This window comes from Pseudomonas sp. RC10-4-2 (assembly GCF_050433085.1).
GTDB lineage: Bacteria > Pseudomonadota > Gammaproteobacteria > Pseudomonadales > Pseudomonadaceae > Pseudomonas > Pseudomonas aeruginosa.
In genome coordinates, this window is the sequence record NZ_JBNPXX010000008.1 from 147,771 (window position 1) to 173,416 (window position 25,646).

Consider the following 25,646-nt stretch of genomic DNA (forward strand, 5'->3'; position numbering starts at 1 on the left):
CGAGAAAATGAGTCTCGTATTTCATGCCCTTGAAGAGGCGCGAGGAATCGTGACCTGGGCGTCATAGATGCGAAACCGGCACTCCGGAGTCCTCCATGCGACGCAAGATCCCTTCCACCGCCGCGCTGGTCAGCTTCGAATCCGCCGCGCGCCACGAGAGCTTCACCAAGGCGGCGGAGGAGTTGTCCCTGACCCAGAGCGCGATCTGCCGGCAGATCGCCACGCTCGAGGAGTTCCTCGGTGTCGAGCTGTTCCGTCGCTCGCGGCGCGGGGTCAAGCTCACCGAGGCCGGGCTGTCCTATAGCCGGCGGGTGGCGGTACGCCTCGACGCGGTGGAGCGCGACACCCTGGCGGTGATGGGGCACCAGGGCGGCGGCGCGATCGAACTGGCGGTGGTGCCGACCTTCGGCACCCAATGGCTGTTGCCGCGGCTCAAGCGTTTCCAGCGGCTGCACCCGGAGGTCACGGTCAACCTGACCAACCGCACCCGCCCGTTCCTCTTCGCCGACACCGAGTTCGACGCCGCGCTGTACTTCGGCGACGCCGACTGGTCGGGTACCGTCTCGCATTTCCTGATGCGCGAGAATCCGGTGCCGGTGTGCAGCCCGGAGCTGCTGGGCGGGCGTCGAACGCTGAGCGCCGAGCAGGTCGCCGGGCTGCCGCTGATGCAGCAGAGCACCCGGCCCTACGCTTGGCGCCAGTGGTTTCACTCCCAGGGACTGAACGTCGCCCACGACATGAGCGGGCCGCGCTACGAGCTGTTCTCCATGCTTGCCCAGGCGGCCATGCACGGCATGGGCGTGGCCCTCATACCGCCCTTCCTGATCCAGGACGAGCTGGCCGACGGAAGGCTTATCGTGCCCATGCAACATGCCTATTTGAGCGAGAATGCGTATTACCTGATCATTCCCGAGCGCAGGGTCGAATCGGCGATGCTCAATGCCTTCCGCGACTGGCTGGTGGAAGAGGCCAGGCAGTACCGCGAGGCCAACGGGCTGGGCTGAACGCGCAGGAACATCGGGTGGCGCAGGCAGGACGCGCCGCCCCGGGACCGGGCCGATCCGCCGGGTCCCGCGGAGCCGCGGCGGCGATACCGCCGGGCATCCTCCACGACGGCCAGGATGGCGGCCGTGGGGCACCACACCAGGAGTTCACATGAATTTCCACACCCGCAAGTGGGTCAAGCCAGAAGATCTCAACCCCAACGGCACCCTGTTCGGCGGCAGCCTGCTGCGCTGGATCGACGAAGAAGCGGCGATCTACGCGATCATCCAGCTGGGCAACCAGCGCGTGGTCACCAAGTACATTTCCGAGATCAACTTCGTCAGCTCGGCGCGCCAGGGCGACATCATCGAGCTGGGCATCACCGCCACCGACTTCGGTCGTACCTCGCTGACCATGACCTGCCACGTGCGCAACAAGATCACCCGCAAGAGCATCCTCACCATCGACAAGATGGTCTTCGTCAACCTCGGCCCGGACGGCCTGCCGGCGCCCCACGGCAAGACCGAGATCACCTACATCAAGGACCAGTTCAAGGAAGACGAAGTCCTGCCCTGATCGGCGCGACGAGCGGCCGGCACCCGTGCCGGCCGCCGTGTTTCAGAACAGCCGGGTGAGCAGCCAGTAGAGCGAGGCCGAGAGCAGGATCGCCGCCGGCAGCGTCAGCACCCAGGCCATCAGCAGGTTGCGGATGGTCTTCCACTGTAGTCCCGAACCGTTCGCCGCCATGGTCCCGGCCACCCCGGAAGACAGTACATGGGTGGTGGATACCGGCAAGCCATACAGGTCCGCCGCGCCAATGGTCAGCATCGCCACGGTTTCCGCCGAGGCGCCCTGGGCGTAGGTCAGGTGGGTCTTGCCGATCTTCTCGCCGACCGTCACCACGATGCGTTTCCAGCCGACCATGGTGCCCAGGCCGAGGGCGATGGCCACGGCGATCTTCACCCATAGCGGGATGAACTTGGTGGCGTCGTCGATCTTCTGCTTGAACGCCTGCAACTTGCCGCGGGTGTCGGCGTCGAAGCGGCCGACGCCGTCCTTGTCCATCAGGCGGATCGCCTCGGAGGTCAGGTACATGTCGTTGCGCACGTTGCCCATGGCTTCCGCCGGTACCCGCGAGAACGCGCCATAGCCTTTCACTTCCTGGCCGATCGAGCCGGTCAGGGCGGCCAGCGCCGGGATCAGCTCAGGCGATGCCTGCTTGCTGCGCACGTAGTCGGAGAGTACCTGGCGCGGATCGGCCGGCGCCGGTTGCGGCGCACTCTTCACCAGCGCTTGCTGGGTGACCTCGGCGACGGCGGCGAACTGCACCGCCTGGTCCGCCGGCATGGTGCGGTTCAGGGCGTAGGCCATCGGCAGGGTGCCGACCAGGATCAGCATGATCAGGCCCATGCCTTTCTGTCCGTCGTTGGAGCCGTGGGCGAAGGACACCCCGGTACAGGTCAGGATCAGCAGGCCGCGGATCCACCAGGGCGGCGGCGCCTTGCCCTTCGGCGCCTTGTACAGCGCGCGGTTCTTCACCAGCAGGCGCAGCGCCAGGAGCAACAGGGCGGCGCAGGCGAAGCCGATCAGCGGCGAGAGCAGCAGGGAGTAGCCGACCTTGGTCGCCTGGCCCCAGTCCACCCCGCTGGTGCCATCGCGCCCATGCATCAGCGCGTTGGCCACGCCGACGCCGATGATCGAGCCGATCAGGGTGTGCGAGGACGACGCCGGCAGGCCCAGCCACCAGGTCCCGAGGTTCCACAGGATGGCGGCGATCAGCAGGGCGAAGACCATGGCGAAGCCGGCCGAGGAACCGACCTGCAGGATCAGTTCCACCGGCAGCAGGGCGATGATGCCGAAGGCCACCGCGCCGCTGGAGAGCAATACGCCGAGAAAGTTGAAGCAACCCGACCAGACCACCGCGAAGTGCGGCGGCAGCGAGTGGGTGTAGATCACCGTGGCCACCGCGTTGGCGGTGTCGTGGAAGCCGTTGACGAACTCGAAGCCGAGGGCGATCAGCAGGGCCACGCCGAGCAGCAGGAAGGGCGTCCAGGTGGTGATCGCGGAACCGACGTCATCGACGTCCTGCATCAGGCTGTAGGCGCTGAACAGCAGTCCGGTGGCGAGCACGGCGAAGAATACGAAGGCGGTGAGGCGGCCGGGGCGCTGCTCGAGATGGGGCTTGTGCGCGTTGCCGGCGGCACTGGCGACGGCGACGGCGGGAAGGACATCGGAGGTCATGGTGCGGGTCCGCGCTGGGGATGACCGGCACATGATGGGCAGGCGATTGTGACAAGTTATGTCTTTCGCATACCGGCTTCGTCTGGCGAAGAAAGGACAAGGGCCGCGGGAGGCCGCCGGAAGCCGGATGGGGTCGGGCGCCAGGCGGCCTGCCCGCTGCGGCCGCGAAGATTAATGAATTCCTGTGGCGAGTGCCATCATTTCGTCGCTAAAAAGTTGGCATGTTGAGGGATTTGCCGATCCGGACACGCGCGGGGAAGGCGAGAGCCACTGGACTAGACTGAGAAGTGCGCGGCGGGGCCGGTCGCTTGCCGGCCCGGTGCGCGGGACGAGCGCCTTCGTCCCGGGGTGGCCCGGCCGGGCGGTCGGGGAGGTCGATATGCGGATGCCGTGCCGGCTCGCGCTGGCGCTGTTGCTGTGCTTCGCCGGCCCGGCCTGTCTCGCGGCCTCCGGACCGGTACGGGTGCTCTCGGTGGATGGTGCGATCGGCCCGGCCAGCGCCGATTACCTGGTGCGCGGCATCGAGCGTGCCGCCGAGGACGGCGCGCAACTGGTGGTGCTGGAACTGGACACGCCCGGCGGCCTGGACGCATCGATGCGGCGCATCGTCAAGGCGATCCTCGCCAGCCAGGTGCCGGTCGCCGGTTTCGTCGCGCCCAGCGGGGCGCGGGCGGCGAGCGCCGGCACCTACATCCTGTATGCCTGCCATATCGCGGCGATGGCGCCGGGGACCAACCTCGGCGCCGCCACCCCGGTGCGCCTGGGGACGCCGGACAAGCCCGCAGAGAAGCCCCCGGCGCGGGACGCCGAACCCATGGCGCGCAAGCAGGTCAACGACGCCGCCGCCTATATCCGTGGCCTCGCGCAGTTGCGCGGGCGCAACGTCGAATGGGCCGAGCGCGCGGTGCGCGAGGCGGTCAGCCTGGCGGCGCACGAGGCGGCGGCGCAGAAGGTGATCGACCTGCAGGCCCGCGACCTGCCCGACCTGCTGCGCCAGCTCGACGGCCGCAGCCTGCGCGTCGGCGAGCGCGCGCTTACCCTGGCTACCGCCGGCGCCACGGTCGAGCGCCAGGCACCGGACTGGCGCGCGCGGTTGCTGGCGGTGCTCACCGATCCCAGCGTGGCGCTGATCCTGATGATGATCGGCATCTACGGGCTGATCTTCGAACTGGCCAATCCCGGCATGGCGTTGCCCGGCGTGCTCGGCGGCATCTGCCTGCTGCTTGGCCTGTATGCCCTGCAGATGCTGCCGGTCAACTACGCCGGGCTGGCGCTGATCGCGCTGGGCCTGGCGTTCATGGTGGGCGAGGCGTTCGTCGCCAGCTTCGGCGTGCTCGGAATCGGCGGAATCGTCTCGTTCGTGGTCGGCGCGCTGATCCTGATCGATACCGAGGTGCCCGGCTACGGCATTCCGCCCGGCCTGGTGGTGGCCTTGGCGTTGCTCAGCGCCGCGCTGATCGTCGGTCTGCTGGGCATGGCCCTGCGTACTCGCCGGCAAGCGGTGGTAAGTGGCACCGCCGGATTGGTCGGCAGCCTGGCGACGGTGGCGGCGGTGGATTCCGAACAACCCTGCGCAGGCTGGGTGCAGCTCCAGGGCGAGCGCTGGCGGGTGCTCGCCGCGCGGCCGCTGGCGGTGGGCCAGCCGGTCTGGGTGCTGGCGCGCAAGGGCCTGCTCCTGGAAGTCGCGCTGGCCGATGAAGGAGGTGGATGATGGGTATTTCCTATGGTTTGGCGATGTTGCTGGTGTTCCTCGCGCTGCTGCTGTTCAGCGCGCTGCGCATCCTCCGCGAGTACGAGCGCGGCGTGGTGTTCCAGCTCGGGCGGTTCTGGAAGGTCAAGGGGCCGGGGCTGGTGCTGGTGATCCCGGCGATCCAGCAGATGGTGCGCATCGACCTGCGCACCATCGTCCTCGACGTGCCGCCGCAGGATGTGATTTCCCGCGACAACGTTTCGGTGAAGGTCAACGCGGTGGTGTACTTCCGCGTGCTCGATCCGCAGAAGGCGATCATCCAGGTGGAGAACTACCTGGCCGCCACCAGCCAGTTGGCCCAGACCACCCTGCGCGCGGTGCTGGGCAAGCACGAGCTGGACGAGATGCTCGCCGAGCGCGAGCGCCTGAACCTGGATATCCAGCAAGTGCTCGATGCGCAGACCGACGCCTGGGGCATCAAGGTGGCGAATGTGGAAATCAAGCACGTCGATCTCAACGAATCGATGGTTCGCGCCATCGCCCGGCAGGCCGAGGCGGAGCGTGAGCGCAGGGCCAAGGTGATCCATGCCGAGGGCGAGCTGCAAGCCTCGGAGAAACTCATGCAGGCGGCGCAGATGCTCGGCCGGCAGAGTGGCGCCATGCAGTTGCGCTACATGCAGACCCTCGGCGCGATCGCCGGCGACAAGAGTTCGACCATCGTCTTCCCGATGCCGATCGAACTCTTCGGCGGCAAGTACGCAGGTGCCGCGCCGCGGAACGAAAAGGCCGCCGGAGAGGAAGAGGAGAGGTGAACGCGTGCGGTTTGTGATGGAAATATCATCGAGCCGCGACACGGGGACATGCGTGCCCGGGGTCGGGATGGCTATGCTGTGGCGATCCACTCCCGGGACGCTCCTTCATGCTGCGATGCGCACTCCTGCTGCTGACATTGCTCCTCCCTTGCGCGCTGCCTGCCGCCAACCTGCGCCTGGTCGGCGACTCCTGGCCGCCTTTCGTCGATTCGCGCCTGCCTGGCAACGGCCTGGCGGTGGAACTGGTGACCACCGCGCTCAAGCGCGCCGGCTTCGACTCGAGTTTCCAGCAGGTACCCTGGTCGCGTGCCCTGTACGGCGTGCGCAGCGGCGACTACGACATCGCCCTGAGCGCCTGGTACGAGCCCGCCCGCAGCCTCTACGGGCAGTTTTCCCGCGCCTACCTGAGCAACCGCATCCGCCTGCTGCAACGCAAGGGGCGGGGTATCGAGTTTTCCCGCCTGAGCGACCTGCGTCCCTACCGCATCGCGGTCGTGCGCGACTATGCCTACGCGCCCGAATTCGACCGTGACAGCCGTCTGCAGAAGGTCAACGTGACCAGCTTCGCCAACGCCGCGCGGATGCTCGAGGCGGGGCGGGTCGACCTGGCGGTGGAGGACGAGCTGGCGCTGGGGGTCGCCTTCAAGGGCGAACTGGCCGATTTGCGCGACAAGCTGGAGGTACTGCCCATCCCGCTTGGCGAGAACGGCCTGCACCTGCTGGTGAGCCTGAGGAATCCCCGGCATGACGAGATCGTCGACGGCTTCGACCTGGCCATCCGCGGCATGCGCGACGACGGCAGCTACCAGCGCCTGCTGGAGCGCTACGGCGCGCGCTAGGGCTGGCCTGGCAGCGGCTGCGCGCCGGCCAGTTCCTTCTTCAGCAAGTGCGCGGCCAGGGTGCGCAGCGGGGCGAGCTGGCGGCAGATGTGCGCCAGTTGGGTCTGTACCAGGCGATGGCTGTCGTCCATGTCCTCGGGCATCTGCTCCAGTTCCTTGGCCAGCGCTTCCTCCTCTTCGCTGTAGATGGCGACCGGGCGTTTCTGTTCCAGGCTCGCGGCGATTTCCTCGAGGCTGGCGGAGAGCCGCTCGGCGGCGCGCTCCAGGAGGCCGTCGCTGGCGTCCTCGGGCAGGCTTTCGCGGTGCGCGCCGAGACCGGATAGATAGCTGAGCAGGGTGTGCGAGAGGACCAGGAAGCGGAAGCCGATCTCGGCGTCCTTCCTGAAGTGGCCGGGTTCCAGGAGCATGTTCGACAGGGTGGTCGAGAGCGCCGCGTCGGCGTTGTGCGCGTTGCGCCGGGCGGTGCGGTAGTCGAGGTCGTCGCGCTTGCCGGTGGCGTACTGCTGCATGATCTGCCGCAGGTAACGGCTGTTGCAGGCGAGGGTGTTGGCGAGCATGCGGTTGAGCCGGCGGCCCTGCCAGTCGGGCAGCACCAGGAACACCGCGAGGCCGGCGATCAGGCTGCCTAGCAAGGTATCGAACAGGCGGGGCAGGATCAGCCCGTAGCCATCGCCGACCTGGTTGAAGCAGAACAGCACCAGCAGGGTGATCGCCGCCGTCGCCAGGGTATAGCGACTGCTGCGGGTGGCGAAGAAGGCGACCCCGGCGGCGACCGCGAACAGCGACTGCACCAGCGGGCTGGGGAACAGGTCGATCAGCGCCCAGCCGCCCACCAGGCCGACCACCGTACCGAGGATCCGCTGCACCAGGCGCAGGCGGGTCGCGCCATAGTTGGGCTGGCAGACGAACACCGTGGTGAGCAGTATCCAGTAGCCCTGGGTCGGATGGATCCAGTGCAGCACGCCGTAGCCGGCGGTCAGCGCCAGGGCCATGCGCAGGCCGTGGCGGAACAGCAGCGAGGTCGGGGTGAGCTGCTGGCGCAGGCGCTCGAAGGCATCCTTCAGGCTGCGCGGCGAGCGGTCGAGCAGGGCGCTGTCCTGTTCGTCGGCGATGGCGTCCGGGTTGCTCGCCCCGGCCAGCTTGCGGTCCAGCGTGGTGAGGTTGGCGGCCAGGGCGCCGAGCGAGCGCAGCAGGCCCTTCCAGGCCGGGTTGCTCTGCTGGCGCAGGTGTTCGAGCGAGGCCTGGAGGTCTTCCAGGGCCAGCTCGCGGTCGGCGTAGTCGAACGGCTGGCGCAGGCGGATAGCCCGCGCCAGGGCCTGGCAGGCCTTGCCCTGCTGGTTGAGCAGGCGCTGGCAGCGGAACAGCACGTCGCTGTGGAAGAACGCCTCGGCCAGCCGGTTGTACGGGTAGTGCGAGGAACTGGCGCGCTCGTGGACGTCCTGGGCGATGAAATAGAGCTTCAGGTAGCGGCTCACCTTGGGGCCCGGCCGACCATGGCCGAGGCGGTTGAGAATGGTCTCCTTGGCCTGGTTCAGCGCCACCACCACCTTGCCGTTCTGCCGTGCCAGGGCGAGGCGCTGGCCCTCCACGTCGAGCTGGCGCAACGGTTCGAACAGGCTCGACTTGATCCTCAGGTATTCGCCCAGCTCGAAATACAGGCGGGAAAGACTCTGCTGCACCGGCTGGTTGGAGAACAGCGCGTTCCACAGCACCGAGAGCAGCCCGTACCAGGCCGCCCCGGCCACCAGCAGCAGCGGTTCGTGCCAGACATCGGCGACCTCGCCGCCGCGCTGGTCCACGCCGATCATGGTGTAGATCGAGAGGATCAGGGTCGCCGAGGCGATCGCCGCATAGCGCTCGCCGAGGGCGCCGAGGAGGATCATGCCGAACGCCGACAGCGCCATCCCGGAAACGAACAGCCAGGGATAGGGGAACAGCAACTCGACGGCGAAGGCGGCGACGCTGAAGCACAGCAGGGTCACCAGCAGCGCTTGCAGGCGGCCGAGCCAGTTGTCGTCGGTCTCCGCCAGGGCGCTGGCGATGATCCCGAGGAACAGCGGGATCAGCAGCTCGATGCGGTCCTGCCACCAGCACAGCAGCAGGGCGCCGGCCAGGGCGATGAACACCCGCAGGCTGTAGGCGAACTTGTCGAGGGCCCAGAGGCGGCGGAGCGTGTGTGTCAACGAAGAGGGCGGCATGGGGGCGGAGTGCTATCCGATGGTCCGTGGTTCAGCCTATGTGGCCTGTCCGGCTAATTCAATCGGCCGATTTCGCGCGACTGGAAGTCCGCTGCCCGCCGCAGTCGCAGGAAGCGCTGCCGTGGGCAACTCGGTCGAGCCGGGCATCTGGCGGATGCAGGCTTCGTGCCTGCGAACGCTAAGACGTCGTCGCCGCGCCGAACGTTACCCGGCGGCGATATCGCGCGCCGGAGCGGGCCCGGCGAGCGAAGCGGCGGCGCGCTAAAGCAGGCGGACCTTGAACGAGCGACCCTTGATCTTGCCTTCGCTCAGGCGCTTGAGGGCCTGGTGGGCGAGGCCGCGCTCGATGGCGACGAAGGCCTGGAAGTCGAAGATGGCGATCTTGCCCACCGCGCTGCCGGGCAGCCCGGCGTCGCCGGTGAGGGCACCGAGCAGGTCGCCGGGGCGCACCTTGTCCTTGCGTCCGCCGGCGATGCACAGGGTGCTCATCGGCGGCAGCAATGGTTCCGGGCTGGCCTTCAACTGGCCGAGGGCGTACCAGGCCAGCGGCTGCTTCTGCAGGTCCTCGATGGCCTGCGCGCGGCTGGCCTCGGCCGGCGCCACCAGCGACAGGGCCAGGCCTTTCTCGCCGGCGCGACCGCTGCGTCCGATGCGATGGATGTGGACCTCCGGGTCACGCGCCAGCTCGACGTTGATCACCGTTTCCAGGGCGGCGATGTCCAGCCCGCGGGCGGCCACGTCGGTGGCCACCAGTACGTTGCAACTGCGGTTGGCGAACACCGTCAGGACCTGGTCGCGCTCGCGCTGCTCCAGGTCGCCGTGCAGGGCCAGGGCGGAAATCCGCTGCGCCTTCAGTGCGTCGGCCAGCTCCTGGCACTGCTGGCGGGTCTGGCAGAAGGCCACGCAGGACTGCGGCCGGAAATGCTGGAGCAGGCGTACCACGGCGTCCATGCGCTGCTTCGGATCGATCTCGAAGAAGCGCTGCTCGATCTGGCTGTCGGCGTGCAGCGACTCGACCTTCACCTGTCGCGGATCGCGCATGAAGGTCTTCGCCAGCTTCTCGATGCCGTCCGGGTAGGTGGCGGAGAACAGCAGGGTCTGCCGGCGCTCGGGGAGCTGGCCGATGATCTCGGCGATGCTGTCGTAGAAGCCCATGTCGAGCATCCGGTCGGCTTCGTCGAGGACTAGGGTATTGAGCCCGTCGAGGACCAGGGTGCCTTTGCGCAGGTGCTCCTGGATGCGCCCCGGGGTGCCGACCACCACGTGCGCGCCGTGCTCCAGCGAAGCCACCTGCGGGCCGTAGGGGACGCCGCCGCAGAGGGTCAGGACCTTGATGTTGTCGGCGGCGCGGGCCAGCCGGCGGATCTCCTTGGCGACCTGGTCGGCCAGTTCGCGGGTCGGGCACAGCACCAGCGCCTGGCAGCCGAAGTAGCGCGGGTTCAGCGGGCTGAGCAGGGCGAGGCCGAAGGCCGCGGTCTTGCCGCTGCCGGTCTTGGCCTGGGCGATCAGGTCGTGGCCCTGGAGGATCAGCGGCAGGCTCTGCGCCTGGATCGGCGTCATCTCCCGGTAACCGAGGGAGTCGAGATTGGCCAGGAGGTCCGCGGAAAGCGGCAGCGAGGAGAAAGCGGTGGAGGTCACGGGGCAGGGCTCGGCAGGCGATACGAGCGGCTAGTCTAGCAGCCTGCGGCGGCTTGCCGCGTGCGATCGCCGCCGGAGCAGCAGCGACAGGCAATGTATCTTTGGCCAGTACCGTTCGTCCGAAAAACGAAAAAAGCGCGTTTCTGTATTTTTATACAGGTTCGCTTTCCTCAGTTTTTTGTCGTAGAGTGCTGACACTGTGTTTGCATGGGTCGCCGTCGATCGTGACCTGATGCGGTCGGAAATTCCAGCCCGTCCTGCTCGACTCCTTGTAACTCCTTGCAACTCAGTTACCGGCTACGATTTCGTGGCTAAATCAATACCCATAGTTCCAAGGAGAACTTGCAATGTCCCGTCAGAACGGCACCGTTAAGTGGTTCAACGAAACCAAAGGCTACGGCTTCATTACCCCGGAAAGCGGCCCGGACGTTTTCGTTCACTTCCGTGCCATCGAAGGTAACGGCTTCAAGACCCTGGCCGAAGGCCAGAAGGTCAGCTTCGAAGTCGTACAAGGCCAGAAAGGCATGCAGGCCGAGCGCGTTCAGGTGATCAACTAAGATCCCTGGGCCCCAGCCCGAAGAACCCGGATGGAAGCATCCGGGTTTTTTATTGCCCGGAGAAAACCGTCACACTGTCTTCGCCTGCCGTTCACCCTGTCTTGACGAGTTCCCGCCCAGAGTGGCCCGGTCCCGTTCGGAGTCGTTTCGATGAAGCCTGTGCAATCCCTTCGTCTGGCCTTCGCCGCGCTGTTGTCGCTGTGGTTCTCTTCCGCGTCCTGCCATGCCGCCACCGAGCACTGGGGCTGGATCGAGCAGTCCTGGCTGATGCCCGAGCGCATGCAGGCCAAGGCCAAGCTGGATACCGGCGCGCTGACCTCGTCGCTGGACGCGAGGAATATCCATCGCTACAAGAAGGACGGCGAGCGCTGGGTGCGCTTCGATGTCGTGCTGCCCACCGCCGACAGCAAGGCGCCGGTCAGCGTGACCTTCGAGCGCAAGGTGCTGCGGCTGATCAAGGTGCGCGGCGCCGGTGGCAGCGACAGCCGTCCGGTGGTGGCGATGGACATCTGCCTGGGCGCCAAGCTGCTGCGCGAGCAGTTCTCCCTGCGCGACCGCGGCAACATGAACTATCCGGTGCTGCTCGGCCGCCGCACGCTCGAACACCTCGGCGCGGTCGACGTGTCCCGAACCTTCACCCGCAAACCCACCTGCGGCGCGCTTGCCGCTCAGTAGAAGAACCCGCGCGGCAGTCCGGCGGCCAGCGCCAGCCGGGGCAGCACGATCAGCGCCGTCATCCACAGGTTGCGCGGGCGCGCCTCGTCCTCGCGAGCCCGGCTAGAGGTCCGGGTCCTTTTCCGGATCGACCCGGCGCGGGCTGGTGCGACCGTCCTCGCTGCCGAGCTGGAAGAAGATCGCCGCGGCCAGCATCGACATCAGGCCGACGCTGACATAGGTGGCGTGGAAGGCGCCGAGTACGGTGTCCTGCCCCGTATCCAGGTCGGTCTGGAAACCGCCCAGCAACGCCGCCGCGCAAGCCACGCCGAGGCTGATCGACAACTGCACGACCACCGACATCAGGCTGTTGCCGCTGCTGGCGTTGCTGTCCTGCAGGTCGATCAGGGTGAGGGTGTTCATCGCCGTGAATTGCAGGGAGTTCACCGCGCCGAGCAGGCTCAGGTGCAGCAGCAGCCAGACGTAGGGGGTGTCCTGGTCGACCAGGCCGAAGCCGGCGATCAGGCAGCCGAGGATCAGGGTGTTGCCGACCAGCAGCTTGCGATAGCCGAAGAAGTCCAGCAGTGGCTTGGCCATCGGCTTGGCGACCATCGCGAACAGCGCCAGCGGGATCATGGTCATGCCCGCGGTGGAGGGCGGGTAGCCCAGTCCCACCTGCAGCAACAGCGGGGTGAGGAAGGGCAGGGCGCCGCTGCCCAGGCGGGCGAACAGGTTGCCGAGGATGCCGACGGCGAAGGTCCGCGCCTTGAACAGGCTCGGTGGGAACAGCGGCTTGTCGATGCGTAGCGCGCGCAGCCAGTAGGCGGTGAGCAGGACCAGTCCGCCGATCAGCAGCAGGACCACGCGCAGGTGCGACAGGTGCAGCTCGCCGAGTCCTTCCAGGGCGATGGAGATCAGCACCATGGAGCCGCCGAAGAGCAGGAAGCCGATGCTGTCGAAACGGCTCGGCACCGGGCTGCGCAGGTCCGGCATCAGCTTCATCGCCACCAGGCAGCCGAGCAGGCCGACCGGCAGGTTGATCAGGAAGATCCAGTGCCAGGAGGCGTACTCCACCAGCCAGCCGCCCAGCGTCGGTCCCGCCAGCGGGCCGAGCAGGCCGGGAATGGTGACGAAGCTGAGCACCCGCACCAGGTCCTGGCGCGGGTAGACGCGCAGGATCACCAGCCGTCCCACCGGCATCATCAGCGCGCCGCCGACGCCCTGTACGATGCGCGCCCCGACCAGCAGTTCGAGGCTCGGCGACAGCGCGCAAAGCAACGAGCCGAGGCTGAACAGCAGTACCGCGCCGAGGAACACCCGGCGCGTGCCGAAACGGTCGGCGATCCACCCCGAGGCCGGTATCAGCAGGGCCACCGTGAGCAGGTAGGCGATCACCACCGCCTGCATGCGCAGCGGGTTTTCGTTCAGCGAACTGGCCATGCTCGGCAGCGCGGTGTTGAGGATGGTGCCGTCGAGGGCTTGCATGAAGAAGGCGACGGCAACCAGCCAGGGCAGTTGGCGGGCGATGCGGGGGGTGAGCTGGAACGGCTCGCTCATGGACGGGCTCCCTCGGGCGGACAGGGCCCAAGCATAGAGAAGTTCTCGCCGCGATGGGACGGCCGGCGACCGGATCGGGGCGAACAGCGGGCATTGCGGCGGAAGTCGCGGCCAGAGAGGTCGCCTTTCATTGTCCTGGGTCAAGCCGAAGCGCTGGCGCTCGCCGGCTGCTGTGCTAGTACTCAAGAGTCACCCCGTCAGTGGCTGCGGATGCGACGTCGGCGCTTCGTCATCGCACGGACATGTCCCGCGTTGCATGCTCGACGGCGCGTGCTTCACCGCCTTGTCGCGATGTTCTCCACGCAGCGCTCGGCGACCCCGGTCGCCGCTGCCGTCGCCGAAGCCCACCTTCCGTGGAAACAGGAGTCCTCCCATGGCCCAGGAACTTTGCGCTATCTGCCACGAACGTCCCGCCGTCGCCCGCGTCAGCCTGGTACAGAACGGCCAGCGCCGCGAACTCGCCCTCTGCGAACTGCATTACCGCCAGTTGATGCGCCAGCAGCGCATGCGCTCGCCGCTGGAGTCGCTGTTCGGCGGCGGCAGCCCGTTCGACGAGATCTTCTCCGGCTTCGGCGAGCAGAGCCCGGTCACCCCGGTGCGCGCCCGCGAGCCGGAGGCGGTGGACATCGCCGAGTACTTCAGCAAGCAGACCACCGAGTACCTGCAACGCGCCGCGCAGGTCGCCGCCGAATTCGGCAAGCGCGAAGTGGACACTGAGCACCTGCTCTACGCCCTGGCCGACGCCGACGTGGTGCAGGCGGTGCTCAAGCAGTTCGGCCTGTCGCCGGCCGACCTCAAGCAGTACATCGAGGCCAACGCCGTGCGCGGCGCCAGCAAGGGCGAGGCGAGCGAGGACATGACCATCTCGCCGCGGGTGAAGAGCGCCTTGCAGCATGCCTTCGCCCTGTCCCGCGAACTCGGCCACAGCTATGTCGGCCCCGAGCACCTGTTGCTCGGCCTGGCGGCGGTGCCGGACAGCTTCGCCGGGACGCTCCTGAAGAAGTACGGCCTGACCGAGCAGGCGCTACGGCAGAAAGCGGTCAAGGTGGTCGGCAAGGGCGCCGAGGACGGCCGCGTGGACGGCCCGAGCAACACTCCGCAACTGGACAAGTTCAGCCGCGACCTGACCCGGCTGGCCCGCGAAGGCAAGCTCGATCCGGTGATCGGCCGCTCGAAGGAAGTCGAGACCACCATCGAGGTTCTCGCCCGGCGCAAGAAGAACAACCCGGTGCTGATCGGCGAGCCCGGCGTCGGCAAGACCGCCATCGTCGAAGGCCTGGCCCAGCGCATGGTCCAGGGCGAGGTGCCGGAGGTGCTGCGCGACAAGCGCCTGGTCGAACTGAACATCAACGCCATGGTCGCCGGCGCCAAGTACCGCGGCGAGTTCGAGGAACGCCTCAAGCAGGTGATGGACGAACTGCAGGCGGCGCAGAGCGAGATCATCCTGTTCATCGACGAGGTGCACACCATCGTCGGTGCCGGCCAGGGCGGCGGCGAAGGCGGGCTGGACGTGGCCAACGTGCTGAAGCCGGCGATGGCGCGCGGCGAGATGAACCTGATCGGCGCCACCACCCTCAACGAGTACCAGAAGTACATCGAGAAGGACGCCGCGCTGGAGCGGCGCTTCCAGCCGGTGTTCGTCCCCGAGCCGACGGTGGAGCAGACCATCTCCATCCTCCGTGGCCTGCGCGACAAGCTCGAAGGCCACCACAAGGTGACCATCCGCGACGAGGCCTTCGTCGCCGCCGCCGAGCTGTCCGACCGCTACATCGGCAACCGCTTCCTGCCGGACAAGGCCATCGACCTGATCGACCAGGCCGCCGCCCGCGTGCGCATCGCCAGCACCTCGCGGCCGGCCGAGATCCAGGAACTGGAGGCCGAGCTGGCGCAGCTCAAGCGCGAGCAGGACTACGCCGCCAGCCGCAAGTGGTACGACGAGGCGAAGGTCTTCGAGAAACGCATCCAGGAACGCAAGGAACACCTCGAGCAGATCACCGAGCGCTGGCAGCAGACCCAGGGGTCGAAGACCGAGGAGGTGCGGGTCGAGGACATCGCCGAGATCATCTCCAAGCTCACCGGCATCCCGGTCACCGAACTGACCGCCGAGGAGCGCGAGAAGCTCCTGCAGATGGAAGAGCGCCTGCACCAGCGGGTGATCGGCCAGCAGGAAGCGATCACCGCGGTCAGCGACGCCGTGCGCCTGGCCCGCGCCGGGCTGCGCCAGGGCAGCCGGCCGATCGCCACCTTCCTGTTCCTCGGCCCGACCGGGGTGGGCAAGACCGAGCTGGCCAAGGCCTTGGCCGAGGTGGTGTTCGGCGACGAAGACGCGATGATCCGCATCGACATGAGCGAATACATGGAGCGCCACGCGGTGTCCCGGCTGATCGGTGCGCCGCCGGGCTACGTCGGCTACGACGAGGGCGGCCAGCTCACCGAGCGGGTGCGCCGGCGGCCGTACAGCGTGATCCTGCTCGACGAGATCGAGAAGGCCCACGCCGACGTCAACAACATCCTCCTGCAGGTGTTCGACGACGGCCGCCTGACCGACGGCAAGGGGCGCGTGGTGGACTTCACCAACACCATCATCATCGCCACCAGCAACCTCGGCTCCGAGCTGATCATGAAGAACGCCCAGGCCGGCGAGTTCGCCCAGCCGCCGGAGCAGCTCAAGCGCGAACTGATGACTACCCTGCGCGGGCATTTCCGCCCGGAATTCCTCAACCGCCTCGACGAGGTGATCGTCTTCGAATCGTTGAGCAAGGCGCAGATCGAGGACATCGTGCGCCTGCAACTGGAGCGGGTGAAGCGCGCCGCGCACGCCCAGGACATCTACCTGCACATCGACGACAGCCTGGTCGGCCACCTCGCCGAAGAGGCCTACCAGCCGGAGTTCGGCGCCCGCGAACTGAAGCGGCAGATCCGCCAGCAACTGGAGACGCGCCTGGCCACGGCGATGCTCAAGGGCGAGGTGAAGGAGGGCGAGACGGTCACCTTCTTCTACGACGCCAAGGACGGCGTCGGCTACCGCAAGGGCGCCGCGCCGAAGCCGGCGGCACGCAAGAAGTCCGGTGCCGGCGAGACGCCCAGGGGCCGCGCGACGGCGGCGAGGAAGCCGGCGGCGAAGAAAGGCGCCGCCGCCAAGGGCAAGGCCGACAAGCCGAAGGCCAAGTGACCCGACCAAGGTTGGGGAACAAGGCACCGGCCGGCCGGTCGAAATCTCACCCCGGCCTGCGAATGCGGCCGGGGCGTTCGATATCTCATGAGGAATTGCCGATGCGCGTCACCACTCACGCTACCCTGGCCGCGGCCCTGCTGCTCAGCGCCGCCTCCGCGTTCGCCTTCAATCTCGGGGATGCCGCCAAGGCGGTCGCCGGGGCATCCCAGGGCGACTCCGCCCAGGTAGCCACCACCCCGCAGACCAGCGGTCTGCTCGGCGCACTCACCGGCCAGCTCGGGGTCAGCCAGGAGCAGGCGGTCGGCGGTACCGGCGCCCTGCTCGGCCTGGCCAAGAACCAGTTGGCCGGCAACGATTATTCGCAACTGGTTAAGACCATCCCCGGCCTCGACAAGCTGGCCGGCAACAACGCCCTGGCCGGTCTCGGCGGGCTCGGCAACGTGCTCGGCAAGAGCGGCGGCGACAGCAAGGGCCTCGGTTCGCTGCTCGGCAATGCGGACAGCATGGGCGACGTGAACAAGGCCTTCGGCACCCTGGGCATGGATAGCGGGATGACCGAGAAGTTCGCCCAGGTGCTGGTCGACTACTTCGGCAAGCAGGGCGCCAACAGCGAGCTGCTGGGCAGCCTGAGCAATCTCTGGGGAGTGAGCAAGGCGGGCGGCTCGTCGCTGCTCTGATCTGCCGCCAGCGGATCGGCGGATAACCGCGCTGCGGTTATTCGCCCTACGAAGTGGGTGCGGCGCCCGGATATTCGTTGCCCGCACCGGTAGGGCGAATAACGCCCCCGGCGTTATCCGCCGCCGCTCCGTGGAAACGGCGGATAACCGCGTTGCGGTTATTCGCCCTACGAAGTGGGTGCGGCGCCCGGATATTCGTTGCCTGCACCGGTAGGGCGAATAACGCCCCCGGCGTTATCCGCCGCCGCTCCGTGGAAACGGCGGATAACCGCGTTGCGGTTATTCGCCCTACGAGGTGGGTGCGACCCCCGGGTATTCGTTGCCCGCTCCGGTAGGGCGAATAACGCCCCCGGCGTTATCCGCCCTACGAGATGGGTGTGTTTCGGCCGGTACTTCAGCGCAGTTGCCGCAAGCGGGCGATGCGTTCGTCCTTTTCTTCCCACATGCGCGAGACCCATTCCTGCACGTACTGGCGGAACACCGGGTCGTTCTCGTAGTCGCCCTGCCACAGGGCGGGATCGATCGGCCGGGTCTGGATGTCGACGATCACCTTCGGCACCCGTCCGCAGAGCAGGTCCCAGAATCCCGGCACCTTGTCGCTCGGGTAGACCACGGTGACGTCGAGCAGGGCGTCCAGTTGCTCGCCCAGCGCGGCGAGGACGAAGGCCACCCCGCCGGCCTTGGGCTTGAGCAGGTGGCGATAGGGCGACTGTTGCCGGGCCTTCTTCTGCTCGCTGAAACGCGTGCCTTCCAGGTAGTTCACCACGGTCACCGGGATGCGCTTGAACTTCTCGCAGGCGGCCTTGGTGATCTCCAGGTCCTTGCCCTTGAGTTCCGGGTGCTTCTCCAGGAAGGCCTTGGAATAGCGCTTCATGAACGGATACTCCAGCGCCCACCAGGCCAGGCCGAGGAAGGGCACCCAGATCAGCTCCTTCTTGAGGAAGAACTTGAAGTACGGGGTGCGCCGGTTGAACACCTGGATCAACGCGGGGATGTCGACCCAGGACTGGTGGTTGCTCACCACCAGGTACGAGGTGTCCTGGCGCAGGTCGCCGGCGCCGCGCACGTCCCAGACCGTCGGCGTGCAGGTGGCGAAGATCCACTTGTCGATCTCCGCCCAGGTCTCGGCGATCCACATCACGCCCCTGGAGCAGAGGTCTTTCAGGCGCTGGCCGGGGAGCACCAGCTTGAGCAGTGCGATCAGCATCATCGGGCCGATCAGGATCAGCGTGTTGAGAAGCAGCAGAAGGCTGCTGGTCAGGCCGGTCAACAGTTCCCGCATGGTTGGTTTCCCTGTCCTGGGTGTGGGTCGACGCGGCCCATCATACGCATCCGCGCCGCGCCGCCCAAGCCGCCGGCGTGGCGAACGAAACCGCGCCGTGCTAGTCCTATGTGGACCTCGTATCACTTCAGGAGATGCCCGCGTGAAGCGTGCCCTTGCCTTGCTCTCGCTGTTCGCCCTGCCGGTCCTCGCCGCCGAACCCAACCTCTACGGCCGCTACGAATGGGTCTCCCTGCCGGAGCTGGACCGCACCCTGCAGGCGAAGATGGACACCGGCGCTTACACCTCCTCGCTGTCGGCCAAGGACATCGAGTTGTTCCAGCGCGACGGCGAGGAGTGGGTGCGCTTCCGCCTGGCCACCAAGGAGGCCGACGGCTCGGTGTTCGAGCACAAGCTGGCGCGCATCGGCAAGATCAAGAACCGCGCCGACAACCGCAACGGCGAGGACGAGGATGAGGACCGCCTGAGCGAACGCCCGGTGATCGACCTGCAGGTCTGCCTGGGCGGAGCGATGAAGACCATCGAGGTCAACCTCACCGACCGCAGCGCCTTCAACTATCCGTTCCTGATGGGCACCAAGGGCTTGCGCAAATTCCACGTCGCGGTCGATCCCTCCGAGCGCTTCGTCGCCGACAAGCCCACCTGCAAGTAAGCGTCCTACGCCACCGGCGGCGCGATTGACGCGCGCGCCGGCTTGCGGCACCGTTCCGGCATTCCCGTCAGCCGCCGTCACGCCATGCCGCATATCCTGATCGTCGAAGATGAAGCCGCGATTGCCGACACCCTGCTCTACGCCCTGCAGGCCGAAGGCTTCGCCACCACCTGGGTGACCCTCGCCGGCGAGGCGCTGGCGTTGCAGGAGCGCCAGCCGGCGGATCTGCTGATCCTCGACGTCGGTCTGCCGGACATCAGCGGTTTCGAGGCCTGCAAGCGCCTGCGGCGGTTCTCCGAGGTGCCGGTGATCTTCCTCACCGCGCGCGATGCCGAGATCGACCGCGTGGTCGGCCTGGAGATCGGCGCCGACGACTACGTGGTCAAGCCGTTCAGCCCGCGCGAGGTGGCGGCTCGGGTCAAGGCCATCCTCAAGCGCATGGCGCCGCGCCCGGCGGCGCTGGAAGGGGCCGCGCCGAGCGGGCCGTTCCAGGTCGACGAGGAGCGCGTGCGGATCCACTACCGCGACACCCCGCTCAACCTCACCCGCCACGAGTTCCGCCTGTTGCAGACGCTGCTCGGGCAGCCCGAGCGGGTATTCAGCCGCGAGCAGTTGCTCGACGCCCTCGGCGTCGCCAGCGAGGCCGGCTACGAGCGCAACATCGACAGCCACATCAAGAGCCTGCGCGCCAAGCTGCGCCAGGTGAACGAACGCGGCGAAGCGATCCAGACCCATCGCGGCCTGGGCTACAGCTACAGCCCGGACCACGCCTGATGCCGCTCGGCGTTCGGATCTTCCTGGTCTACTTCCTGTTCGTCGGTCTCACCGGCTACTTCGTGCTGAGCACGGTGATGGACGAAGTGCGCCCCGGCGTGCGCCAGTCCACCGAGGAAACCCTGGTGGACACCGCCAACCTGCTCGCCGAGATCCTCCGCCAGGACGTGAAGAACGGCACCCTGGCACAGAGCGACCTGCCGGAGATGCTCGAGGACTACGGCAAGCGCGTGCCGCAGGCGGATATCTGGGGCTTGCGCAAGGAGGCGGTGAACCACCGCATCTACGTCACCGACGCCAGCGGCAAGGTGCTGCTGGACTCCGCCGGGGTGGCTGTCGGCCAGGACTATTCGCGCTGGAACGACGTCTACCTGACTCTCCGGGGCCAGTACGGCGCGCGCTCCAGCCGCGAAGACCCGGACGACCCGGATTCCTCGGTGATGTACGTGGCGGCGCCGATCAAGGATGGTGGGAAGATCATCGGGGTGGTTTCGGTGGCCAAGCCGAACAGCAGCCTGCAACCCTACATCGACCGCTCGCAGCGGCGCCTGGCCTGGCTCGGTGCCGGGCTGATCGCCCTCGGGCTGCTGGTCGGCGGCCTGCTCTCCTGGTGGCTCAGCGGCGCGCTGCGGCGCCTCACCCAGTACGCCCAGGCGGTCAGCGAGGGGCGCCGCGCCGAGCTGCCGCGCTATCGCGGCGGCGAGATGGCGCAACTGGCCGACGCGGTGGAACGCATGCGCACGCAACTGGAAGGCAAGGACTACGTCGAGCGCTACGTGCATACCCTGACCCACGAACTGAAGAGCCCATTGGCGGCGATCCGTGGCGCCGCCGAGTTGCTCGACGGCGAGATGCCGGCCGAGCAGCGGGCGCGCTTCGTCGGCAACATCGCCGGCGAGAGCGAGCGCCTGCAACAACTGATCGAGCGCCTGCTGAGCCTGGCCCAGGTGGAGCAGCGGCAAGGCCTGGAGGAGGTCGGCAAGGTCGACCTGCGGGAGGTCGCCGCGTCCCTGCTGGAAGGCCAGGCGGCGCGTATCCAGCGCCAGCGATTGCGGGTGGAGAACCGCCTGGAAGGTCCCTGCGAGGTTCGCGGCGAGCAGTTCCTGCTGCGCCAGGCGCTGGCCAACCTGCTCGACAACGCCCTCGACTTCACCCCGCCCGGCGGCATCCTTCGCCTGCTCGCCGAGGCCGACGGCGAGGGTATCGCCCTGCGCCTGTTCAACCAGGGGCCGGCGATCCCCGACTACGCCCTGGCGCGCCTCACCGAACGCTTCTACTCGCTGCCGCGCCCGGCCAGCGGGCGCAAGAGCACCGGGCTGGGACTGAACTTCGTCGCCGAGGTGGCGCAACTGCATGGCGGCCGGTTGCAGGTCGGCAACCGCGACGACGGCGTCGAGGCGCTGCTCTGGCTGCCGCGCGGCTGAGGCGCCTCCACGGAAACTCCATCGACTCTCCACACGGCGACCCGAAGCCCGCCATCGCGGCGCCGCAGACTTTCCGCCATCACCCCGACGGAGAGTCCCCCATGAACCGCACGCTGGCCTACAAGCTCGGCGCCATCGCCCTACTCATCCTGCTATTGCTGATTCCCCTGTTGATGATCGACGGCCTGATCCGCGATCGCCAGGAGGTTCGTGACGGCGTGCTGCAGGATATCGCCCGCAGCTCCAGCTACAGCCAGCGCCTCACCGGCCCGCTGCTGGTGGTGCCGTACCGCAGGACGGTGCGCGAGTGGGTCACCGAGGAGAAGACCGAGAAGCGCGTGTTGCAGGAGCGCGAGCAGCGCGGCGAGCTGTACTTCCTGCCCGACCGCTTCGCCCTCGACGGGCAGATGCGCACCGAGCTGCGCTACCGCGGCATCTACCAGGCGCGCCTGTACCACGTCGACAACAAGGTCGCCGGCTACTTCCAGGTGCCTGCGCACTATGGCATCGAAGAAGACCTGGAGGACTACCAGTTCGAAACGCCGTTCCTGGCGATGGGTATCAGCGACATCCGCGGCATCGAGAATGCCCTACGCCTGTCCCTCGACGGTGCCAGCGTCGACTTCGAGCCGGGTAGCCGGGTCGGCCTGCTCGGCAGCGGTGTGCACGCACCGCTGCAAGGCGTCGACGGGCGCCAGGCGCAGCGCCTGGAGTACGCCTTCGACCTGTCGTTGCTCGGCAGCGAGCGGCTGGACATCGTGCCGGTGGGCCGCGACAGCCAGGTCATCCTGAAGGCCGACTGGCCGCACCCGAGCTTCGGCGGCGAGTTCCTGCCCAGCGAGCGGGAGATCACCGCCCAGGGCTTCACCGCGCGCTGGCAGACCAGCTTCTTCGCCACCAACATGGAAGAGGCGCTGCGCAGTTGCGTGGAGGAGCAGCGCTGCGACGGTTTCCAGGCGCGCGCCTTCGGCGTCGGCCTGGTCGATCCGGTGGACCAGTACCTGAAGGCCGACCGCGCGATCAAGTACGCGCTGCTGTTCATCACCCTGACCTTCGCCGGCTTCTTCCTCTTCGAGGTGCTCAAGCGCCTGGCGGTACACCCGATCCAGTACGCGCTGGTCGGCCTGGCGCTGGCGTTCTTCTACCTGCTGCTGCTGTCGCTGGCCGAGCACGTCGGCTTCGAGCTGGCCTACCTGGTCTCCGCCGGAGCCTGCGTCGGCCTGATCGGCTTCTACCTGTGCTTCGTCCTGCGCAGCGTGGCCCGAGGACTGGGCTTCAGCGCCGGCCTGGCAGGGCTGTACGGCCTGCTCTACGGCTTGCTGAGCGCGGAGGACTACGCCTTGCTGATGGGCTCGCTGCTGCTGTTCGCGGTGCTTGCCGCGGTGATGGTGCTGACCCGCCGCCTGGACTGGTACGGGGTCGGCCGCAAGGACCTCCCGGCCGTACCCGCCAAGGCCTGACGACGAGGGCGGCGGCGCCGGCCGCCGCCGATTTCCAAGGAGGAAAAGCATGCGCCTGTTCTTCGAGTTCACCCTCTGTGCCGCCCTCGGCCTGCTGGTCAGCGGCGTGATCCTGATCTTCCTGCTGTTCTTCGGCAAGTTCGGCCTGATCGAGTACTGGATCGCCAGCGGCAAGCCCCTGGCCCACGCCATGCTGGTGCTGATGCCGGACGGATTCTGGGAAGGCCTCAGCGGCATCGAGGGCGCCGCCGGCAATCCGCACGTGCGCTCCTTCCTGGAGCTTTGCATGGGGCTCGGACAGAGCGCGCTGTTGCTGGGCCTGCTGCTGTTCCGCCTGGTGTGCTGGAAATGAACGGCTATGTCGGCCTGCGCGACGACCGTCGCGACGGTGAGCGCCTGGCGGCGCGGATCGGCCTGCTGTTCCCCGGCCCCTCGGCGGCCTGGCTGCAACGCGCCGAACGTCTGCGGCGGCAGCAGGCGTCGGCGGGCCTCGGGGTCAGGCGCGGGTGGCCTGCATCGACGGGCGCTGGCTGACTTCGGCGAACCAGGCGGCGAGTCGCGGGTAGCGGCCGCGCCAGTCCCACTCCGGCTGGCGCAGGTCGAGATAGCCCAGGGCGCAGGCGACGCCGATGGCGGCGATGTCGAAGCGCGCCTGCAGTTCGGCGATGCAGTCGCTCTCCAGCCATGCCAGGGACCGCGCGATCTTTTCCCGCTGTGCCTCGAGCCAGGCGTCCCAGCGCTTCTCCTCGGGGCGGACGAAGGTCTCGTAGCGGGTCAGCACCGCGGCGTCGAGGACGGCGTCCGCCAGCGAGGCGATGGTCAGGCGTCGCCAGCGGGCGCTGCCTTCGCGGGGGATCAGCGGTTCGCCGACGTGCTGCTGGTCGAAGTAGTCGCAGATCACCCGGCTGTCGTGCAGCACCTGGCCGTCCGGCAGGCGCAGGGCGGGAATCTTGCCGGCCGGGTTGCTGGCGTTGAGCTGCCGGATGGGCGCGACCGGCGTCGGCGTGACTTCCTCGAGCGCCACGCGCTCGCGTTGGCCGGTTTCGTGGAGCAGGACCAGGACCTTGCGCACGAAGGGCGAGGCGGCGGCGTAGAACAGCGTATGGGTAGCGCTCATGCGGGCTCCTTGGAAGGATCAGTCGCGGACGACGCGCAGACGATCGGCGGCAGGCTCGGCGCTCCAGGTTTCTCCGGGGCGACCGCCGAGCAGGGCGTTGCCGGGCGCCGGCCGGTCGCTGGGCAGGACGCGGAATGTCGCCTGCTCACTGTCGAAACGCAAGAGCGCCCCGCTGGCGGCGTCGTGCAGCCAGACACGGTCCATGGCGTCGACCCGCAGGCTGTCCGGGCGGGCCTGGCTGTCCGGCAGCGGCCAGCTCTGCCACGAGGCATCGCTGGGATCGTAGCGGTACAGCCGGGCGCCACCGCTGTCGCTGGCCCAGAGCCTGCCGATGGAGTCGGCGCCGATCCCGCGCAAGGCCTTCGTGCCTTCAGGCGCGGGCAACCGCTCGGTGCTGCCGTCGAGCGGATCGACATGCACCAGCGCGTCGTCCTGCGCGTACCAGACCTCGCCGTCCGGGGTGACGCAGATGCCGTTCGCCGCCTTGCCCTGGGGCGAGGGCCAGACCTCCACCAGGCGCCTGGCTGGGTCGAGGCGACCGTGGAAGCCGCGGCTGCCGGTGAACCAGAGGCGCCCGTCGTCGTCGAATACCGCGGAGTCGAGCCCGGCCGGCGCGGCCTTGGCCGGTAGCGGGAAACGTTCGCTGCCCAGGCGCTCGCCGCCGATGCGAAGGATGGCGTTGAGGCCGCTGTCGAGCACCCAGGCGTTGCCGCTCTCGTCGCTGACGATGGCTCGTGGCCGCGCGCCTTCGCCGAGCGGCACCTGCACGCTCTCGCCACTGGTCGGGTCGAGGCGCCCCAGCGAATGCCCGCCGTCCGCGCCGTACCAGACCGCACCCTGTGCACTGGGCGCGACCGCGTAGGGCGCGGAGCCCTTGTCCAGCGGGTAGTACTGTTCGCCGGCCAGGGCGGCGCCGGTCGACGACAGGGCCAGGAGCAGGCCCAGCAGCGGGTAGGGCAGGTGACGCATACGGTTCTCCCGGAACGACGAGCGGAACGTGGAAAGGCTCTGTCTTGCTATTCTGGCAGCGCATTGAGCATAGGAGGAACTGCGAATGGCCACAGTGGAAATACTCGGGGCGGAATGCCGCGCGGGGGGCGCGGTGAACGACGATGCGCTGGGCTGCACGGCGCAGGCCGCCTGGGTGATCGACGGTGCCACCAGCATCGGTCGCAGCGTGCTGGGCGTGGAAAGCGACGCGCGCTGGCTGGCCCAGGCGGTGGACCGGCACCTGCGGTTGCTGCTGGAAGTCGAGCCCGAGCAATCCAGCGAGACCCTGCTGCGGCGCCTGCTCAACGATATCCAGGGCGACTTCCGCGCCCAGAGCGGCCGCGACTGGCACGACCTCGAAGACATGCCGGCGGCCTGCCTGAGCCTGCTGCGGATTCGCGGCGGAGAAATCGAACTGCTCAACATCGGCGACAGCCGGATTCTCGTCGAAGGCGCCGACGGCCAGGTACGCAGCTTCGGCGATTCGGCCCTGTACGAACTGGATCGGCAATCCCTGGCGCATTTCTGCCGGATGCGCGAGGAACATCCGCAGTGGGATCACGCCGAACTGTTCAAGGCCAGCCGCCCGCGCGTGCGGCAGAACCGCCTGCTGATGAACAAGCCCGAGGGCTACTGGGCGCTGGACATCAGCGACCGCTGGCTCGGCCAGGTGCAGCGCGAGACCTTGCCGCTCGCCGCGTTGCGTTCCTTCGTGCTGATGACCGACGGCTTCGACCGGCTGGTCGAGCCTTTCCGCCGCTATACCGACGAACAGTTGCTGCGGCGCCTCGAGGACGTCGGAGTGAGCGCCATGCTCGACGAGTTGCGCGAGATCGAACAGGGCGACGACCAGGCCCTGGCTTTCCCGCGTTTCAAGATCCACGACGACGCCAGCGCGCTGTGGGGTCGGATCGCGGGGTGAACG

At 67.9% G+C, this 25,646-nt stretch carries 23 protein-coding genes; 16 read left to right on the forward strand and 7 right to left on the reverse strand.

Annotated features, from left to right (window positions below; all coding sequences use genetic code 11):
- Positions 1-95: 95 nt before the first annotated feature.
- A complete protein-coding gene (locus FHW81_RS28420; protein WP_003109731.1) occupies positions 96-1,004 on the forward strand; it encodes a LysR family transcriptional regulator in 909 nt (302 codons plus the stop codon).
- 151 nt (positions 1,005-1,155) lie between these two features.
- Positions 1,156-1,560, forward strand: a complete 405-nt coding sequence (locus tag FHW81_RS28425) for an acyl-CoA thioesterase (protein ID WP_003084686.1) — start codon at positions 1,156-1,158, stop codon at positions 1,558-1,560.
- A 42-nt stretch (positions 1,561-1,602) separates the two neighbouring features.
- On the opposite strand, the gene FHW81_RS28430 is transcribed toward FHW81_RS28425, so the two are convergent.
- On the reverse strand, positions 1,603-3,225 hold the full coding sequence (locus tag FHW81_RS28430; RefSeq protein ID WP_014602399.1) for an inorganic phosphate transporter: 1,623 nt from the start codon (positions 3,223-3,225) through the stop codon (positions 1,603-1,605).
- A gap of 379 nt (positions 3,226-3,604) precedes the next feature.
- Here FHW81_RS28430 and FHW81_RS28435 point away from each other — a divergent pair, with 379 nt between their 5' ends.
- From FHW81_RS28435 to FHW81_RS28445, 3 genes are all read left to right on the forward strand, one after another.
- On the forward strand, positions 3,605-4,936 hold the full coding sequence (locus tag FHW81_RS28435; RefSeq protein WP_003459283.1) for an NfeD family protein: 1,332 nt from the start codon (positions 3,605-3,607) through the stop codon (positions 4,934-4,936).
- Positions 4,933-5,727 carry a slipin family protein gene (locus FHW81_RS28440; protein ID WP_003118835.1) on the forward strand — a complete coding sequence of 265 codons (795 nt, stop codon included), beginning with the start codon at positions 4,933-4,935 and terminating at the stop codon, positions 5,725-5,727. Before FHW81_RS28435 ends, FHW81_RS28440 begins: the two co-directional genes overlap by 4 nt.
- 107 nt (positions 5,728-5,834) lie before the next feature.
- Complete coding sequence (locus FHW81_RS28445) at positions 5,835-6,566, forward strand: substrate-binding periplasmic protein (RefSeq protein WP_003099929.1); 732 nt, start codon at positions 5,835-5,837, stop codon at positions 6,564-6,566.
- On the opposite strand, the gene yccS is transcribed toward FHW81_RS28445, so the two are convergent.
- Both yccS and dbpA read right to left on the reverse strand, forming a co-directional pair.
- Positions 6,563-8,764 carry a YccS family putative transporter gene (yccS, locus tag FHW81_RS28450; protein WP_003113274.1) on the reverse strand — a complete coding sequence of 734 codons (2,202 nt, stop codon included), beginning with the start codon at positions 8,762-8,764 and terminating at the stop codon, positions 6,563-6,565. The two genes, FHW81_RS28445 and yccS, sit on opposite strands and share 4 nt — an antisense overlap.
- Positions 8,765-9,025: 261 nt before the next feature.
- Positions 9,026-10,402, reverse strand: coding sequence for an ATP-dependent RNA helicase DbpA (dbpA, locus tag FHW81_RS28455; protein ID WP_003084703.1), 1,377 nt, complete (start codon positions 10,400-10,402; stop codon positions 9,026-9,028).
- 347 nt (positions 10,403-10,749) lie between these two features.
- On the opposite strand from dbpA, the gene FHW81_RS28460 reads away from it, so the two are divergent.
- Both FHW81_RS28460 and FHW81_RS28465 read left to right on the forward strand, forming a co-directional pair.
- Positions 10,750-10,959: a cold-shock protein gene (locus FHW81_RS28460; RefSeq protein WP_003084710.1), complete on the forward strand. Its 210-nt coding sequence runs from the start codon at positions 10,750-10,752 to the stop codon at positions 10,957-10,959.
- Between the two features lie 150 nt (positions 10,960-11,109).
- Positions 11,110-11,634 (forward strand): ATP-dependent zinc protease, encoded by a 525-nt coding sequence (locus FHW81_RS28465; RefSeq protein WP_106120516.1) that lies wholly within the window; start codon positions 11,110-11,112, stop codon positions 11,632-11,634.
- Between the two features lie 102 nt (positions 11,635-11,736).
- On the opposite strand, the gene mdtD is transcribed toward FHW81_RS28465, so the two are convergent.
- Positions 11,737-13,170, reverse strand: a complete 1,434-nt coding sequence (mdtD, locus tag FHW81_RS28470) for a multidrug transporter subunit MdtD (protein WP_003084717.1) — start codon at positions 13,168-13,170, stop codon at positions 11,737-11,739.
- Positions 13,171-13,543: 373 nt separating this feature from the next.
- Between mdtD and clpG the strand changes: the two genes are divergently transcribed.
- Entirely contained in the window at positions 13,544-16,342 is a 2,799-nt protein-coding gene (clpG, locus tag FHW81_RS28475) for an AAA family protein disaggregase ClpG (RefSeq protein ID WP_043095956.1), read from the forward strand.
- Positions 16,343-16,443: 101 nt separating this feature from the next.
- Positions 16,444-17,022, forward strand: a complete 579-nt coding sequence (locus tag FHW81_RS28480) for a DUF2780 domain-containing protein (RefSeq protein ID WP_003084725.1) — start codon at positions 16,444-16,446, stop codon at positions 17,020-17,022.
- A gap of 394 nt (positions 17,023-17,416) precedes the next feature.
- Here FHW81_RS28480 and FHW81_RS28485 read toward each other — a convergent pair whose 3' ends face one another.
- Entirely contained in the window at positions 17,417-18,304 is an 888-nt protein-coding gene (locus FHW81_RS28485) for an acyltransferase (protein ID WP_003099939.1), read from the reverse strand.
- A gap of 142 nt (positions 18,305-18,446) precedes the next feature.
- Between FHW81_RS28485 and FHW81_RS28490 the strand changes: the two genes are divergently transcribed.
- From FHW81_RS28490 to FHW81_RS28515, 6 genes are all read left to right on the forward strand, one after another.
- Positions 18,447-18,956: an ATP-dependent zinc protease gene (locus FHW81_RS28490; protein ID WP_003084733.1), complete on the forward strand. Its 510-nt coding sequence runs from the start codon at positions 18,447-18,449 to the stop codon at positions 18,954-18,956.
- Between the two features lie 84 nt (positions 18,957-19,040).
- Positions 19,041-19,730, forward strand: coding sequence for a two-component system response regulator CreB (gene creB / locus FHW81_RS28495; RefSeq protein ID WP_003084734.1), 690 nt, complete (start codon positions 19,041-19,043; stop codon positions 19,728-19,730).
- Positions 19,730-21,154: a two-component system sensor histidine kinase CreC gene (gene creC / locus FHW81_RS28500; protein ID WP_106120514.1), complete on the forward strand. Its 1,425-nt coding sequence runs from the start codon at positions 19,730-19,732 to the stop codon at positions 21,152-21,154. Before creB ends, creC begins: the two co-directional genes overlap by 1 nt.
- Before the next feature lie 101 nt (positions 21,155-21,255).
- Entirely contained in the window at positions 21,256-22,614 is a 1,359-nt protein-coding gene (creD, locus tag FHW81_RS28505; protein ID WP_088135568.1) for a cell envelope integrity protein CreD, read from the forward strand.
- Positions 22,615-22,663: 49 nt separating this feature from the next.
- On the forward strand, positions 22,664-22,966 hold the full coding sequence (locus FHW81_RS28510) for a hypothetical protein (protein ID WP_003084737.1): 303 nt from the start codon (positions 22,664-22,666) through the stop codon (positions 22,964-22,966).
- Complete coding sequence (locus FHW81_RS28515; RefSeq protein ID WP_003084739.1) at positions 22,963-23,148, forward strand: hypothetical protein; 186 nt, start codon at positions 22,963-22,965, stop codon at positions 23,146-23,148. The genes FHW81_RS28510 and FHW81_RS28515 overlap by 4 nt, the downstream gene beginning before the upstream one ends.
- Here the strand turns inward: FHW81_RS28515 and FHW81_RS28520 are convergent.
- Positions 23,111-23,731 carry a glutathione S-transferase gene (locus FHW81_RS28520; RefSeq protein WP_003142695.1) on the reverse strand — a complete coding sequence of 207 codons (621 nt, stop codon included), beginning with the start codon at positions 23,729-23,731 and terminating at the stop codon, positions 23,111-23,113. The two genes, FHW81_RS28515 and FHW81_RS28520, sit on opposite strands and share 38 nt — an antisense overlap.
- A gap of 18 nt (positions 23,732-23,749) precedes the next feature.
- Positions 23,750-24,700, reverse strand: coding sequence for a virginiamycin B lyase family protein (locus FHW81_RS28525; protein ID WP_106120513.1), 951 nt, complete (start codon positions 24,698-24,700; stop codon positions 23,750-23,752).
- 85 nt (positions 24,701-24,785) lie between these two features.
- Between FHW81_RS28525 and FHW81_RS28530 the strand changes: the two genes are divergently transcribed.
- Positions 24,786-25,643, forward strand: coding sequence for a PP2C family serine/threonine-protein phosphatase (locus FHW81_RS28530; RefSeq protein WP_003084748.1), 858 nt, complete (start codon positions 24,786-24,788; stop codon positions 25,641-25,643).
- Positions 25,644-25,646: the final 3 nt, after the last annotated feature.

Excerpts from the sequence above, each read along its gene's own strand:
- FHW81_RS28445 (WP_003099929.1), top strand. The coding sequence starts at position 5,835 with ATGCTGCGATGCGCACTCCTGCTGCTGACATTGCTCCTCCCTTGCGCG.
- FHW81_RS28480 (WP_003084725.1), top strand. The coding sequence starts at position 16,444 with ATGCGCGTCACCACTCACGCTACCCTGGCCGCGGCCCTGCTGCTCAGC.
- creD (WP_088135568.1), top strand. The coding sequence starts at position 21,256 with ATGAACCGCACGCTGGCCTACAAGCTCGGCGCCATCGCCCTACTCATC.
- creB (WP_003084734.1), top strand. The coding sequence starts at position 19,041 with ATGCCGCATATCCTGATCGTCGAAGATGAAGCCGCGATTGCCGACACC.
- FHW81_RS28435 (WP_003459283.1), top strand. The coding sequence starts at position 3,605 with ATGCGGATGCCGTGCCGGCTCGCGCTGGCGCTGTTGCTGTGCTTCGCC.
- FHW81_RS28425 (WP_003084686.1), top strand. The coding sequence starts at position 1,156 with ATGAATTTCCACACCCGCAAGTGGGTCAAGCCAGAAGATCTCAACCCC.
- FHW81_RS28515 (WP_003084739.1), top strand. The coding sequence starts at position 22,963 with ATGAACGGCTATGTCGGCCTGCGCGACGACCGTCGCGACGGTGAGCGC.
- FHW81_RS28460 (WP_003084710.1), top strand. The coding sequence starts at position 10,750 with ATGTCCCGTCAGAACGGCACCGTTAAGTGGTTCAACGAAACCAAAGGC.
- FHW81_RS28430 (WP_014602399.1), bottom strand. The coding sequence starts at position 3,225 with ATGACCTCCGATGTCCTTCCCGCCGTCGCCGTCGCCAGTGCCGCCGGC.
- FHW81_RS28465 (WP_106120516.1), top strand. The coding sequence starts at position 11,110 with ATGAAGCCTGTGCAATCCCTTCGTCTGGCCTTCGCCGCGCTGTTGTCG.
- FHW81_RS28510 (WP_003084737.1), top strand. The coding sequence starts at position 22,664 with ATGCGCCTGTTCTTCGAGTTCACCCTCTGTGCCGCCCTCGGCCTGCTG.
- FHW81_RS28440 (WP_003118835.1), top strand. The coding sequence starts at position 4,933 with ATGATGGGTATTTCCTATGGTTTGGCGATGTTGCTGGTGTTCCTCGCG.
- creC (WP_106120514.1), top strand. The coding sequence starts at position 19,730 with ATGCCGCTCGGCGTTCGGATCTTCCTGGTCTACTTCCTGTTCGTCGGT.
- yccS (WP_003113274.1), bottom strand. The coding sequence starts at position 8,764 with ATGCCGCCCTCTTCGTTGACACACACGCTCCGCCGCCTCTGGGCCCTC.
- FHW81_RS28485 (WP_003099939.1), bottom strand. The coding sequence starts at position 18,304 with ATGCGGGAACTGTTGACCGGCCTGACCAGCAGCCTTCTGCTGCTTCTC.
- mdtD (WP_003084717.1), bottom strand. The coding sequence starts at position 13,170 with ATGAGCGAGCCGTTCCAGCTCACCCCCCGCATCGCCCGCCAACTGCCC.
- FHW81_RS28530 (WP_003084748.1), top strand. The coding sequence starts at position 24,786 with ATGGCCACAGTGGAAATACTCGGGGCGGAATGCCGCGCGGGGGGCGCG.
- clpG (WP_043095956.1), top strand. The coding sequence starts at position 13,544 with ATGGCCCAGGAACTTTGCGCTATCTGCCACGAACGTCCCGCCGTCGCC.
- FHW81_RS28420 (WP_003109731.1), top strand. The coding sequence starts at position 96 with ATGCGACGCAAGATCCCTTCCACCGCCGCGCTGGTCAGCTTCGAATCC.
- FHW81_RS28520 (WP_003142695.1), bottom strand. The coding sequence starts at position 23,731 with ATGAGCGCTACCCATACGCTGTTCTACGCCGCCGCCTCGCCCTTCGTG.
- FHW81_RS28525 (WP_106120513.1), bottom strand. The coding sequence starts at position 24,700 with ATGCGTCACCTGCCCTACCCGCTGCTGGGCCTGCTCCTGGCCCTGTCG.